Here is a 12,629-nt window from a genome sequence, read left to right as displayed (position 1 = left end):
GCAAACGGCTGGCTGATCGCCTCGCGCCCGTTGAGGGTGTACACCTGCACGTCGCGGGAGAGCCCTTCGACGGTCAGGCTGAAGTGGGTTTGGTTGGCTGGCGCGAACATCCCTTGTTCCTGTGTCATGCAATGAGTGGCGATGAAAACTGCGGTTGAACCCCCGATTCCTATCAAGCTTCGTGCCAGAATAGTAAATTATTATATAGAACACAGACTTAATATATTTTGTGTATCTTGATGTTGTTTTTAGTCTCGGAAACCTCAAAAAGTGCGCAAGAAGTTGCGCACTACTGTGCAAGTTCTTGCGCACTCTTCTACAGCCCTTTATTTACGTGGCTTGCAGAAAGGTATGCACAGGGTTATCCACAAAACAGTGCGCAACTAGTTGCGCATACTGGCGATAAGTCATTAAGCGGTCGTTTCCCGTTTGACCCCTCAATTTATTGGCACGCCCCAAGACTTTCTCCTCTGCCCACGGTCCACATCCATCAGGACCCATAAAACCCAGGAGAACCCCAATGAGCACCCCCAAAGCCTTATTGATCCTTCACGGCAAGCAAGCCTTGAATGAGGACGTGCGTGCCGCTGTGAACGCCCGGCGCGAGCAAGGCTGGGCGTTGGACGTGCGGGTTACGTGGGAGGGCGGGGATGCGCAGCGCCTGGTCAACGAAGCGCTGGCCGATGGCTGCACCCACCTGATCGCCGGGGGCGGTGACGGTACGTTGCGCGATGTGGCACAAGCCATGGCCGAGGCAAAGACCGACGCCAGCCTGGTGCTGATGCCCCTGGGCACCGCCAATGACTTTGCCCGTGCCGCCGGGGTGCCGCTGGAACCGGCTCAAGCGCTGGCGCTGCTGGACGTGCCCGCGCGCGCCATCGACCTGGGCCATGTGGGCGGCCAGACCTTCCTCAACATGGCCACCGGCGGCTTTGGCAGCCAAGTCACTGCCAACACCTCCGAAGACCTGAAAAAAGTCTTGGGCGGCGCCGCGTACCTGTTCACCGGGCTGTCCCGTTTCAGTGAGTTGCGCGCCGCCTATGCCGAGCTGCAAGGCCCGGATTTTCACTGGCGCGGCGAATTGCTCGCGCTGGGGATCGGTAACGGTCGCCAGGCGGGCGGGGGGCATGTGTTGTGCCCCGAGGCGCTGGCCGATGACGGGCTACTGGAGGTGAGCATCCTGCCCGCGCCACAGGAAGTGGTGGGTACGTTGCGCAACCTGATGGCCGATGGCTGGGGCCTGGACAACATGTTTGTGCGGGCCCGCTTGCCTTGGGTCGAGATCCAGCGGGCCGAAGGCTTGTACATCAACCTCGACGGCGAGCCGCTGCAAGGCGACGATTTGCGCTTTGAAGCGCTGCCCAAGGCGCTGCGCGTGCACCTGCCGGTGGGTTCACCGTTAGTCGTCGAGGCTGATGATCTGCTCGCGCACGGCGAATAACACCAGGCCCGCCACGTCGAAAATCTGCAAGCGCTTCATGATTTGCGAGCGGTGGGCTTCCACCGTCTTGATGCTCAGCCCCAGGCCGTTGGCGATTTCCCGGGTGGATTTGCCACGCACGATCAACCGCAGGATCTCCAATTGGCGCGCCGTCAGGTTGTGGCTGTTGGGCGGCGTGGCCGCCGGGGCCAGGTTGCGCACCAGCGCCTGGTTGATCACGGTATGGGCGATGGCCGGGCTCAGGTAGCGTTCGTTGTGGCTCAGGGCCAGCAAGGCGTGTTCCAGCTCGGTGGCGGTGGTGTCCTTGAGCAGGTAGCCATGGGCACCGTATTCCAGCGCCCGCATGATCAGTTGCGGGTCGGTGTGCATCGACAGGATCAGCACTTTGCTCATGGGGTGGGCGCGTTTGAGCTGTTGCAACGCGTCAAGGCCGCCGGTGTGTTTCATCGACAAGTCGAGCAAGACGATATCGGGCAGCAGCACGGCGAACTGCTCCAGCAGCTGCGCGCCGTCACTGGCCTCGCCGACCACGGTGTAACCGGGAATATCCATGACCAGCGCACGCACGCCAGCCCGGATCAGGGAGTGGTCATCGACCAGAAGTAAGGTGCAGGTCACTCGATAACCTTAGGCGCGCGGGCCCGTTCGAGGGCGCGGGGCGCCCAGGGGAAAAGCGCTTCGATCCGTGTTCCTTGCCCGGGTTGGCTATCGACCGACAGCGTGCCCCCCAGCTGATCAATACGCTCGGACATGCCTGCCATGCCCCGCTGGCCTTCCAGGGCGGGGTCGGTGGCGGGCGAGAAGCCCAGGCCGTCGTCACTGATCAACAACGAGAGGCCTTCGGGCAGGCGTTGCAGGCATACCCGCAAATTGCGCGCCTGGGCGTGGCGAAGCATGTTGGTGACCGCCTCCTGGGTGATGCGAAAGGCGGCGACGGCCATTTCTTCGGGAATGCCGGTCAGGCTCTGGCGGCATTCCAGGCTCCATTGAACGGGGGTGTTCTCCAGCGTCTTGAGCAGGTGCGCGCGCAGGCTCGCTTCCAGGCCCAGGCTCGTCAGCTGCCGTGGGTTGAGGATGGCCGACACGTCACGCACCTTGGCCAGGGTTTCGTTGAGTGTATTGCCCAGCAGGGCGCACTGGTCTTGCAAGTCTGGCGGCATGCGCCGCATCAGCCATTCACTTTGCAGCTTGGCGGCGGTCAGCAGCTGGCCAATGTCGTCATGCAGCTCGCGGCTCAGGCGGTGGCGCTCGTTTTCCTGAACTTGCAGCAGGCGGTCGGCCAATTCCTGCGGCTGGAACTTGATGGCTTTGCGCCAACGCCACTGTTGCAGGCCCACCACCAACAGGGTCAGCAGGTCCAGCAGCATCAAGGTGAGCGGCACCGGCAGGGCGCGAGCCCAAGTGCCCAGGCTGAGCAACAGCGAACACAGGCACAGGCCGAGGGTCAACCAGCGTGTGTTGCGGTTGGACAGGGACTTGGCGAGGAGCGACTTGAGGCTGGCGTACATAGCGGATGGAGCCAATGAATGTTCGCTGCGGATAGACCGGTCACGGCGGCTGATCGGGCTCTGTCTGAAAAAGCGCTCTCGGATCATGATTCGGATTCGGTTCCGACGCTACACGGGGCGAATTCGTTGATCACACAAAGCGCGTTGCACGTTTATAACCGTCATGAAGTTGGATGACTTCGAGCGGCGCATAGTAACACCACTATGACCGTTGGTCGCCTAGTGCCGAGTGCGAGGGGGAGGATGAATCAGGCAGGTGTCCCGGCAGAACAGTCGGCGAGTTCAAACAAACGCAAACGTTACATCGCTGAAGTTGGGGGGCTGGCTATTGCCACCCATGAACAGCGTCGGCGTGTTTGCACAAGTGCGTCATCGGCGCCGCGAGTGGGGGTATTAACTAAGACGGCTCAGGACGCATAAGGGAAATGCTGCGGCGACTGATAACCCAGGTTCTGTTGCGGGATCAGGTGCGCAACTGTCTCGATCAATGTCACTTGTTCGCTGTCATCCAGGCGCAGCTCGCCGGTTTTGATATCGATCAATTCCAATTGCCACGCCAGCAACGTAAGGCAGGCATGCAATGCGTCAAGCGCCTGGTCATGCAACTCGACCGGGTCGGCGGCATTGCGGATCAAGTCGTGCACATGCCGGGAAAACTCGCTGATCGCCCGCAGGGCCAGGGGTTCTGCACGCTCGGCGAGCAGGATCAGGTTGGTCTTCATGCAGTCGATGGCGTCGCTGTCGTTACGGATCAAATGCAGGTGGTTCAAGCATTCTTCTGACTTGGTCAGCAGGCGTTGGGCTTCAAGGAGAAACTCGGGAAGTGCATGTTGCCACTCTTTGCCGTCGTTCATCACACAAGTCTCCCTAACATACGGTTGGATGATGAGATGTCGCGCCGGGTGAATGGCGTAAAACTACCGCTGAAATATGACGAAGATCTGTAGGCACGTTCTGACTTTTCAGTAGGACGTTTATTTAAATGACGGCTATTGCACCGCGAGCCCCGGAAATTGCGGGCCAATCGCACAGCGTCAGTTGCCACCGCATAACTACCTGAAAGGCCGATGGGGCGTGGGTGTGCGTCTGCGAACAAAAGCCTGACTCCATTCATGCAACTGCGAATGGCGTCACATTAATGGCTATTAGATATTGCGAATATCAGGTTGCACCTGATCGCGCATAGGGGAATCCCTTACAAAGGGGAACCTCGCGACGATTGGATTGTCGCGTGAGGGTAACCGGTTGCGGGCCTCGAAGGCTGCGCCAGTAAAGCATGATGTCAGTGTGACATCAATGCGTTTACATGGCATTTTAACGGGGTCAAGGTCCGGCGTTTGGCGCCGATAACCTGCTTGAGCAGTCGCTCATCCTTCAGCGCATTCCAGGAGTCATTAATGGCCGGCATTCTCGACACGGTAGACCAACGCACGCAATTGGTGGGTGAGAATCGCCTGGAAATTCTCATGTTCCGCCTGTTCGGGCGGCAGTTGTTCGCGATCAACGTGTTCAAGGTCCAGGAAGTGCTGCAACTGCCCAAGCTGACCCTGATGCCCCAGCGTCACCCGTTTGTCTGTGGCGTGGTCAACCTGCGGGGCCAGACCTTGCCGGTGATCGACCTGTCCCAAGCCATCGGCATGCGCCCGTTGGTGCCGGGCCCCAACAGCACCATCATCGTCACCGAGTACAACCGTTCGGTGCAGGCGTTCCTGGTGGGCGGGGTCGACCGCATCGTCAACATGAACTGGGAAGCCATCCTGCCGCCCCCCACCAGTGCCGGGCGCCAGCATTACCTCACCGCCATCAGCAAGGTCGATGACCAGTTGGTGGAGATCATCGACGTAGAAAAAGTCCTCGCCGAAATCGTGCCCTACAGCGCCAAGGTGTCCCGGGAAAAACTCGAAGACCCGGTGCTGGAGCGCGCCCGTGGCCGCGAAGTGCTGCTGGTGGATGACTCCAACGTGGCCCTGTCGCAACTGCGCGACACCCTTGGCCAACTGGGGGTGAAAATGCACGTCGCCAGTGATGGCCTCAAGGCCCTGAACCTGCTCAAAAGCTGGGCCGACAGCGGCCAGGTCATGACCGACAAGCTCTTGATGATCTTCACCGACGCCGAAATGCCCGAGATGGACGGCTACCGCCTGACCACCGAGATCCGCAACGACCCGCGCCTGCGCGAGCTGTACGTTGTGCTGCACACCTCGCTGTCGGGCAGTTTCAACGATTCGATGGTCAAGAAGGTCGGCTGCGACAACTTCCTCTCCAAATTCCAGCCCGACAAACTGGTGGATGTGGTCCGTCAACGTCTGCTACTGGACGAAGTGCCCGCTTGACCTTAGGGTGACGCCCTTATCACCTCAGGAAGGCAGGCCATGCTCCGTCTCAGCGCGTTGTATCGATACCCTTTGAAATCCGGGCAGGGTCAGGCCCTGCAACATTCCGGGCTGGACAAGCTCGGGCTGGAAGGGGATCGACGCTGGATGCTGGTGGACGAGGCCAGTGGGCGTTTCCTCACCCAGCGGGCCGTGGCCAAAATGAGCCAGCTGTCGGCGCTGTGGAACAGTGCGGGCGGCCTGACCTTAAGCGGCGCAGGCACCGCGCCGCTCGACGTGCCGTTGCCGGGCGAGGCCGCCGAGCTGCGCGGTGTGACGATCTGGCGGGACACCCTGCGCGTGCCCGACGCGGGCGACGCGGCCGCCGCCTGGGTCAGCGATTTCATCGGCAAACCCACGCGCCTGGTGCATGTGCCACTGGCGCGGGCGCGCAGCACCGAGGCCGGGTATGGCAGGGACGATGATCAAGTGGCCTTTGCCGACGGCTTTCCGCTGCTGCTCATCGGCCAGGCGTCCCTGGACGACCTGTCGCAGCGCATCGGCCGCCCCATGGAAATGCTGCGTTTTCGCCCCAACCTGGTGATCGAGGGCAGTGCGCCGTTTGCCGAGGACAGCTGGAAGCGCGTGCGCATCGGCGAGGTCGAGTTTCGGGTGGTCAAGTCCTGCTCGCGTTGCATCCTCACCACCATCGACCCGGCCAGCGGCCAGCGCAGCCCCGACCGCGAGCCCCTGGCCACCCTCAAGACCTACCGCGAACAGGACGGCGACGTGATGTTCGGCCAGAACCTGGTCAACGACGGCCTGGGCCGGCTCGACGTCGGCATGCCGGTGACCGTGCTGGAATAACCGGCCCTTGAATGCACAATGCCCGTCCAGGAGACGGGCATTGTTGTGTGCGGCGCTTGAAACTCAGCCGCGGTATTCGCACAGGTACGCGGTGTCTACCGCTACCTTCAACTGGAACTTGCTGTTGGCTGGAACATTGAACTGGGTGCCGGCGGCGAAGGTTTCGTAGCTGTCGCTGCCAGGCAGCTTGACGCTCAGCGCGCCCGACACCACGTGCATGATTTCACGCTGGGCGGTGCCGAATTCGTATTCACCCGGGGCCATGACGCCGAGGGTCGCCGGGCCTTCGGCAGTGCCGAAAGCGATCGACTTGACGGTGCCGTCGAAGTACTCGTTGACTTTGAACATGGGCGAATCCTCAAAAAAAGGGTCTGGAAAGGTCGGCCAGTATGCCTTCTACGCGGGCAAAATCAACGGCAGCAGCCGCGCGGTATTGCGCGCGTCTTCCAGCGCCCGGTGCTGCTGGCCATGGAACTGCATGCCGGCCAGTTGCAGCGCGCCATTGAGGCCGGTCGGCCGGTCCAGGCGGCGGGCCTTGGCGAAGCGTTGCTTGAGGTTCACATGGGGGGTGTTGCCCAACAGGCTGGTCAGGCCGTGGCGCTGCCATTCCTGCTCCAGCTGCTGGCGGTCGTAGTCGCCCCAACTGGCCCAGCCCTCCAGCCTGGCCTGGTGCTGGGCCAGCCAGCGCTCGAACAGCGGCCACACCTCGATCAAGGGCGCGGCGCTGTCGATATTGGCTTGCTGGATATGGGTGAGCTGGCGGCAGAACGGCGTCAGCAACGGGCGACGCACGGGCCGCACGAACCGCTGAAAATGGTCCAGTTCGCGGCCCTGGCGGTTCACCAGGCTGGCGCCGATTTCGATGACTTCCATCTCGGTCACGGGCCAGCCGCCTTCATCCGTTGTGGCTTCAAGGTCAATAATCAGCCAATGAGGCATCGCAGGTTCCCGTACTCTTCCCGTCCTGATTGGGGGTAGAGCGTAGCCAAGTCAGGTAGTTCCGCCCAGCGCTTTACTCGATCTCCAGCAAAATCTGACGATTTTTTACCTGATCGCCCGCCGCCACGTGGATGCGCTTGACCACGCCACTGAGGCCCGCCTTGAGCGGATGCTCCATTTTCATCGCTTCGAGCACCAGCAACAGCTGGCCCTGGCTGACCGCCTCGCCGGTGTGAACCCGTAGCTCCACAATGGCGCCGTCCATCGGCGCCTTGACCTGCCCGTCGCAGGCCTGGGTTTCGTGCGGGGCGGTGGCTTGCGTGTGCTGGGTGATGCATAAACCGCGCAGCCACAGCCGCGGGCCGTCCAGGTGATAGGGGAGGCGGCGGCGGATGCCGTTGACGATGACGGTGGCGTCGCCGTCGTGCGCCTGCACGTGCAAGCCGGGATCCAGGGTGACGCTGTGCACCTCGTCACCCACCGCCAACCGGCAGGCCCACGGCACGCTTGCGGTGTTGCGCCAGCCCGTCAAACCGCCATGGGCCCGGGCGTCGCGCTGGTAAAACAGCGCGGCCGCAATCGCCAGTTCTTCGTCGGTGACCCGGGCGGCGGCTATTTCGCTGAAGTGTTCGGCCATCAAGCCGGTGCCGAACTCACCGGAGGCAAATTGGGGGTGGCGCAGCAGGTCGGCGAGCAAGGCCTGGTTGCTGCGCACGCCCAGCAGCACGCAGTCTTGCACCGCGCGCAGCAATTTGCGCCGCGCCTCTTCGCGGGTGGCGCCATGGGCGATGAGCTTGCCCAGCATCGGGTCATAGAACGGGCTGACCGGCTGGCCTTCGCTCACGCCATGGTCCACCCGTACGTGGGCGGGCGGCTGCCAGCGCAGCACGTCACCGGTTTGCGGCAAAAAGCCTTGCGCCGGGTCTTCGGCGTACAGGCGTACTTGCATGGCGTGGCCGCTAAGGGTGACCTGTTCCTGACGCAAGGGCAGGGGCTCGCCCGCGGCAACGTGCAGTTGCCAGGCCACCAGGTCCAGGCCGGTGATCAGCTCGGTGACCGGGTGCTCCACCTGCAGGCGGGTGTTCATCTCCAAAAAGTAAAATCGGCCGTGGGCATCCAGCAAAAACTCCACGGTGCCCGCGCCGACGTAATTCACCGCCCGCCCGGCCTTCAGGGCCGCCTCGCCCATGGCCTGGCGCAGCGCGGGCGTCATCACCGGGCAGGGCGCTTCCTCGATGACTTTCTGATGGCGACGCTGAACCGAGCAATCGCGTTCACCCAGGTAAATCAGCTGGCCGTGGGTGTCGCCAAACAGTTGGATCTCGACGTGGCGCGGGTTGATCAACGCCTGTTCCAGGATCAGCTCGGCGCTGCCAAAAGCGTTCAGCGCTTCGGAGCGGGCACTGCGCAACTGCTCCAGCAACTCGTCGGCGCCACGCACCAGGCGCATGCCCCGGCCGCCGCCGCCGGCACTGGCCTTGATCATCAGCGGGTAGCCGATGCGCTCGGCCTGCTGTTGCAGGGTGGCGTCGTCCTGGTCAGCCCCTTGATAACCGGCAATGCAGGGTACGCCTGCTTGCAACATAGCGATTTTGGACCGGCGCTTGCTGCCCATCAGTTCGATGGCCTCGGGCGTCGGGCCGATAAACACCCGGCCCGCTTGCTGGCAGGCGCGGGCGAAATCGGGGTTTTCCGAAAGAAAGCCGTAGCCTGGGTGAATCGCGTCGGCCCCGGTGCGGCGTGCTGCTTCAAGCAGGGCGGGAATGTGCAGGTACGACTGCTGGGCCGGGGACGGGCCGATGGCCACCGCCTCGTCGGCCATCTGCACATGCAGGGCGTTGGCGTCGGCGTCGCTGTACACCGCCACGGTGCGGTAGCCCAGGGCCTGGGCCGTGCGCTGGATACGGCAGGCGATTTCGCCACGGTTGGCGATCAGGATTTTGCTGAAGGCGGGCATGGGTTATCCCTTGAAGTGTTCGGGGCGGTGGAGCTTGATCACGGTCACGTGCGTTGCCACAGCGGTGTGCGTTTTTGCACAAACGCCTGGGTGCCTTCGACGCCTTCTGCCCCGGTGACGGCCTCGGCGAATGCCTCGGCAGCCCGGTCCAGCAAGGCGTCCAGCGGCTGTTCGACACTGGCCAGCAGCAGCGCCTTGGTGCGTGCATTGGCCGTTGGCGCACAGCGCAGCACCTGGCTCAATACCTCATCCAGCCGCTCTGCCAGGGCCTGCGGGTCACGCTCCACCCAGTGCACCAGGCCCAGACGCTGGGCCTCGACGCCGTCGAACCGTGCGGCGGTCAGCGCCAGCCGCCGAGCCTGGGTCAAGCCGATGCGCTGCACCACAAACGGCGCGATTTGCGCGGGCAGCAGCCCCAGGCTGGTTTCCGGCAAACCGAACTGCGCCTGGTGGTCGGCCATCGCCATATCACTGACGCACACCAGGCCCAGGCCGCCGCCCAGTACCGCGCCTTGCACCACCACAATCACCACCTGCGCCAGCGCTTGCACCTCCTGCAACAAATGGCCGAATGTGCGGTTCAGTTCCCGCAGGGCCTCGGCGGAGTCCGCCTGGCGCAGGTCGCTCACATCGCCGCCCGCGCAAAAATGCCCGCCCGCGCCGCTGATCACCACGGCGCGCACCTGGCTGTCTATCTGTGCCAGTGCGGTGCGCAGTTCGTCGACCATCTGCCGGTTCATCGCATTACGGTGCTGCGGGCGGTTGAGGGTGAGGTGCAGCACGCCGTTATGCGCTTCTTGCAGCACGGTATTCATGGCGTTTTCCCCGGCAACGTGCCCATCAGTTTGCACAGGATGCCCAGCATGATTTCGTCGGCGCCGCCGCCGATCGACACCAGCCGCATGTCCCGATAGGCACGGGCCACCGGGTTGTCCCACATAAAGCCCATGCCGCCCCAGTATTGCAGGCAGCTGTCGCTGACCTCGCGGCCCAGGCGCCCGGCCTTGAGCTTGGCCATGGAGGCCAGCCGCGTCACGTCCTGGCCGTTGATGTACTGCTCGGTGGCCTGGTAGACCAGCGCCCGCAGGCACTCGATTTCCGTGGCCAGTTCCGCCAGGCGAAAGTGAATCACCTGGTTGTCGATCAGCGCATGGCCGAAGGTCCTGCGCTCTTTGCAGTAGGCGATGGTGCTGTCGATGCAGTGCTCCAGGCCCTTGATCATGTTGGCCGCGCCAAACAGCCGTTCTTCCTGAAACTGCAGCATTTGCATCATGAACCCGGCGCCTTCCTGGCCGATGCGGTTGCGCTGGGGCACGCGCACGTCGTCGAAAAACACCTGCGCGGTCTGCGAGCTGTGCATGCCGAGTTTTTCCAGCGGCGCGCCAAGGCTGATGCCGGGTGTGTTCATGGGCACCATGATCAGCGACTTGTTGAGGTGCGGTTTGTCGTCGGAGGTGTTGGCCAGCAGGCACATGAAGTCGGCGCTGGGCGAGTTGGTGATCCACATCTTGTTGCCGTTGATCACGTAGTCGTCGCCGTCCTTGCGGGCGAACGTCTTGAGCCCCGCCACATCGGAGCCCGCGCCGGGTTCCGAGACGCCCACGCAGCCCACGTGCTCGCCGCTGATAGCCGGGCGCAGGAACTCCTCGCGCAACGCATCGCCGCCAAAGCGGGCGAGGGCGGGGGTGCACATGTCGGTCTGCACCCCGATGGACATGGGAATGCCGCCGCAATGGATGGCGCCGAACGCTTCGGCGGCCACGATCGCGTAGCTGTAGTCCAGGCCCATGCCGCCGAACTGTGCGGGTTTGCTGATGCCCAGCAGGCCCAGTTCGCCCGCCCGGCGAAAAACCGCGTGGATGGGAAAGTGCCCGGCCTTTTCCCATTCATCCACGTGGGGGTTGATCTCGTGCTCGACAAAGCGGTGGACGGTGCGGCACAGGGCTTCGTGTTCCGGGGTGAAGATCATTTTTATTGTTCTCCTGGTCGTTAAAACCGCGCCACGCCAAAACTGTTGGGGTGCAGTTGCCGCACCTCGGCCTCGTGGCAGATGTCCAGCAAAAAGCTGAGCAAGGTGCGGGTGTCGCGGGGGTCTATCAGCCCGTCGTCCCACAGGTTGGCGGTGCTGTAGAGCGCAGTGGACTGGCTGTCGAGTTGTTGCGCGGTGGCCTGTTCCAACTGGTCGAGCATTGCCGGATCGGGGGGGATGCCGTCCTTGAGTTGCCGGGCTTCGGTGACGATCCGCAGCACCTTGCCCGCCTGCGCGCCGCCCATCACCGCAGTGCGGCTGTTGGGCCAGGCAAAGATAAAGCGCGGGTCCAGCCCGCGACCGCACATCGCATAGTTGCCAGCGCCGTAGGAGCCGCCCACCACCAGCGTGAGTTTAGGCACCCGGGCATTGGCCACCGCCTGGATCAGCTTGGCGCCATGCTTGATCACGCCTTGGCGTTCCGCTTCGGTGCCCACCATGAAGCCTGTGGTGTTGTGCAAAAACAGCAAGGGTGTGCGGCTCTGGTCGCACAGCTGGATAAACTGCGCCGCCTTACTCGCGCCTTGGGGCGTGATGGGGCCGTTGTTGCCGATCAGGCCACAGGCCCGGCCCTGGATGTGCAGGTGGCCGCAGACGGTGTGCGGGTCGAACGCGTCCTTGAACGCCAGAAAGCGCGACCCGTCCGCCAGGCGGGCGATGATCTCGCGCACGTCATAGGGTTTTTTCGGGTCTTCGGGGATCAGCCCCAGCAGTTCTTCAATGGCATGCAGCGGTTCGGCGTAGCGCGGCGCGGGCGTCACCGGCAGGCGCTCGTTCCAGGGCAACAGGCTGACAATCTCGCGGGCGATGCGCACCCCGTCGGCGTCGTCTTCGGCCAGATATTCGGCGGTGCCGGCCACTTGGGCATGCATTTGGGCGCCGCCCAGCGCTTCCTCGGTGGCCACCTCGCCGGTGGCGGCCTTGAGCAGCGGGGGCCCGGCGAGAAACAGCCGGGCCTTGCCGCGCACCACCACCACGTAGTCCGACAACCCCGGTTGGTACGCCCCGCCCGCCGTGGCCGAGCCGTGCACCACGGTGATCTGCGGCAACCCCAGGGCTGACAGGCGCGCCTGATTGGCAAAGCAGCGCGCGCCTTCTACAAAAATCTCGGCTGCATAGTTGAGGTTGGCCCCGCCGCTTTCTGCCAGCGTCAGCACCGGCAATTTGTTTTCCAGGGCGATCTGTTGCAGGCGCAGGGTTTTTTTAAGGCCCGAGGGCGAAATGGTCCCGCCCTTGATCGCACTGTTGTTGACCACCACCAGCACACGCACGCCACTGACATAGCCGATGCCTGCGATCAGCCCGCCCCCGGCGGCGCTGCCGTCCTTGTCGTCGTGCAGTTTGTAACCGGCCAGGCTCGCCAGTTCGAGAAAGGGCGCGCCGGGGTCAAGCAGTAAATCAAGGCGCTCGCGTGGCAGCAGTTGCCCACGCTGTTCAAAGCGGGCCTTGGCCTGCGCGGCCTTGTCGAGCAGGGTCTGTTCCAGCTGGCGCAGGTGTTCGATGCCCTTGAGCATCGCCTCGCGGTTGCGGGCAAATTGCGCGCTGTGCACATCCAGTTCAGAGGCGAAGGCCACGG

Annotated in this window: 13 protein-coding genes; 3 read left to right on the top strand and 10 right to left on the bottom strand. The window is 63.3% G+C overall.

The annotated features are described in order from the left end of the window. Nucleotides 1-110: hypothetical protein (locus tag ACW9H9_RS09450; RefSeq protein WP_457342889.1), on the bottom strand; the 110-nt coding region annotated here is incomplete at its 3' end. A gap of 410 nt (nucleotides 111-520) precedes the next feature. Here ACW9H9_RS09450 and yegS point away from each other — a divergent pair. Beyond that, nucleotides 521-1,441, top strand: coding sequence for a lipid kinase YegS (yegS, locus tag ACW9H9_RS09445; protein ID WP_457342884.1), 921 nt, complete (start codon nucleotides 521-523; stop codon nucleotides 1,439-1,441). On the opposite strand, the gene ACW9H9_RS09440 is transcribed toward yegS, so the two are convergent. From ACW9H9_RS09440 to ACW9H9_RS09430, 3 genes are all read right to left on the bottom strand, one after another. Then, nucleotides 1,400-2,059 (bottom strand): response regulator, encoded by a 660-nt coding sequence (locus ACW9H9_RS09440; protein ID WP_457342883.1) that lies wholly within the window; start codon nucleotides 2,057-2,059, stop codon nucleotides 1,400-1,402. The genes yegS and ACW9H9_RS09440 overlap by 42 nt on opposite strands. Then, complete coding sequence (locus ACW9H9_RS09435; RefSeq protein WP_457342888.1) at nucleotides 2,056-2,949, bottom strand: sensor histidine kinase; 894 nt, start codon at nucleotides 2,947-2,949, stop codon at nucleotides 2,056-2,058. Before ACW9H9_RS09435 ends, ACW9H9_RS09440 begins: the two co-directional genes overlap by 4 nt. A 407-nt stretch (nucleotides 2,950-3,356) precedes the next feature. Continuing rightward, entirely contained in the window at nucleotides 3,357-3,803 is a 447-nt protein-coding gene (locus ACW9H9_RS09430; RefSeq protein WP_457342882.1) for a hypothetical protein, read from the bottom strand. Between the two features lie 543 nt (nucleotides 3,804-4,346). On the opposite strand from ACW9H9_RS09430, the gene ACW9H9_RS09425 reads away from it, so the two are divergent. Together ACW9H9_RS09425 and ACW9H9_RS09420 are read left to right on the top strand one after the other, a co-directional pair. Continuing rightward, on the top strand, nucleotides 4,347-5,282 hold the full coding sequence (locus ACW9H9_RS09425; protein WP_457342881.1) for a chemotaxis protein CheV: 936 nt from the start codon (nucleotides 4,347-4,349) through the stop codon (nucleotides 5,280-5,282). A 39-nt stretch (nucleotides 5,283-5,321) separates the two neighbouring features. Further along, complete coding sequence (locus ACW9H9_RS09420; RefSeq protein ID WP_457342880.1) at nucleotides 5,322-6,128, top strand: MOSC domain-containing protein; 807 nt, start codon at nucleotides 5,322-5,324, stop codon at nucleotides 6,126-6,128. 63 nt (nucleotides 6,129-6,191) lie between these two features. On the opposite strand, the gene ppnP is transcribed toward ACW9H9_RS09420, so the two are convergent. The 6 genes from ppnP to ACW9H9_RS09390 form a co-directional block, all read right to left on the bottom strand. Further along, entirely contained in the window at nucleotides 6,192-6,476 is a 285-nt protein-coding gene (gene ppnP / locus ACW9H9_RS09415; protein WP_457342879.1) for a pyrimidine/purine nucleoside phosphorylase, read from the bottom strand. A 48-nt stretch (nucleotides 6,477-6,524) separates the two neighbouring features. Further along, a complete protein-coding gene (locus ACW9H9_RS09410) occupies nucleotides 6,525-7,067 on the bottom strand; it encodes an exonuclease domain-containing protein (protein WP_457342878.1) in 543 nt (180 codons plus the stop codon). Between the two features lie 73 nt (nucleotides 7,068-7,140). Next, the gene (locus tag ACW9H9_RS09405) at nucleotides 7,141-9,024 is read right to left on the bottom strand and encodes an acetyl/propionyl/methylcrotonyl-CoA carboxylase subunit alpha (protein WP_457342877.1); all 1,884 of its coding nucleotides are present in this window, start codon (nucleotides 9,022-9,024) and stop codon (nucleotides 7,141-7,143) included. Nucleotides 9,025-9,068: 44 nt separating this feature from the next. Beyond that, nucleotides 9,069-9,839 carry an enoyl-CoA hydratase/isomerase family protein gene (locus tag ACW9H9_RS09400; RefSeq protein ID WP_457342876.1) on the bottom strand — a complete coding sequence of 257 codons (771 nt, stop codon included), beginning with the start codon at nucleotides 9,837-9,839 and terminating at the stop codon, nucleotides 9,069-9,071. Continuing rightward, nucleotides 9,836-10,993 (bottom strand): citronellyl-CoA dehydrogenase, encoded by a 1,158-nt coding sequence (gene atuD / locus ACW9H9_RS09395; protein WP_457342875.1) that lies wholly within the window; start codon nucleotides 10,991-10,993, stop codon nucleotides 9,836-9,838. The genes ACW9H9_RS09400 and atuD overlap by 4 nt, the downstream gene beginning before the upstream one ends. Nucleotides 10,994-11,013: 20 nt before the next feature. Then, nucleotides 11,014-12,627: an acyl-CoA carboxylase subunit beta gene (locus ACW9H9_RS09390; RefSeq protein WP_457342874.1), complete on the bottom strand. Its 1,614-nt coding sequence runs from the start codon at nucleotides 12,625-12,627 to the stop codon at nucleotides 11,014-11,016. Nucleotides 12,628-12,629 lie beyond the last annotated feature (2 nt).

The organism is Pseudomonas sp. SDO5215_S409 (assembly GCF_054071325.1).
This window is presented reverse-complemented; position numbering and strand designations above follow the sequence as displayed.

What these genes read in the sequence shown, in the direction of transcription:
- ACW9H9_RS09435 (WP_457342888.1), bottom strand. Translation starts at nt 2,949, where the DNA reads ATGTACGCCAGCCTCAAGTCGCTCCTCGCCAAGTCCCTGTCCAACCGC.
- ACW9H9_RS09420 (WP_457342880.1), top strand. Translation starts at nt 5,322, where the DNA reads ATGCTCCGTCTCAGCGCGTTGTATCGATACCCTTTGAAATCCGGGCAG.
- yegS (WP_457342884.1), top strand. Translation starts at nt 521, where the DNA reads ATGAGCACCCCCAAAGCCTTATTGATCCTTCACGGCAAGCAAGCCTTG.
- ACW9H9_RS09410 (WP_457342878.1), bottom strand. Translation starts at nt 7,067, where the DNA reads ATGCCTCATTGGCTGATTATTGACCTTGAAGCCACAACGGATGAAGGC.
- ACW9H9_RS09425 (WP_457342881.1), top strand. Translation starts at nt 4,347, where the DNA reads ATGGCCGGCATTCTCGACACGGTAGACCAACGCACGCAATTGGTGGGT.
- ACW9H9_RS09400 (WP_457342876.1), bottom strand. Translation starts at nt 9,839, where the DNA reads ATGAATACCGTGCTGCAAGAAGCGCATAACGGCGTGCTGCACCTCACC.
- ACW9H9_RS09405 (WP_457342877.1), bottom strand. Translation starts at nt 9,024, where the DNA reads ATGCCCGCCTTCAGCAAAATCCTGATCGCCAACCGTGGCGAAATCGCC.
- ACW9H9_RS09430 (WP_457342882.1), bottom strand. Translation starts at nt 3,803, where the DNA reads ATGAACGACGGCAAAGAGTGGCAACATGCACTTCCCGAGTTTCTCCTT.
- atuD (WP_457342875.1), bottom strand. Translation starts at nt 10,993, where the DNA reads ATGATCTTCACCCCGGAACACGAAGCCCTGTGCCGCACCGTCCACCGC.
- ppnP (WP_457342879.1), bottom strand. Translation starts at nt 6,476, where the DNA reads ATGTTCAAAGTCAACGAGTACTTCGACGGCACCGTCAAGTCGATCGCT.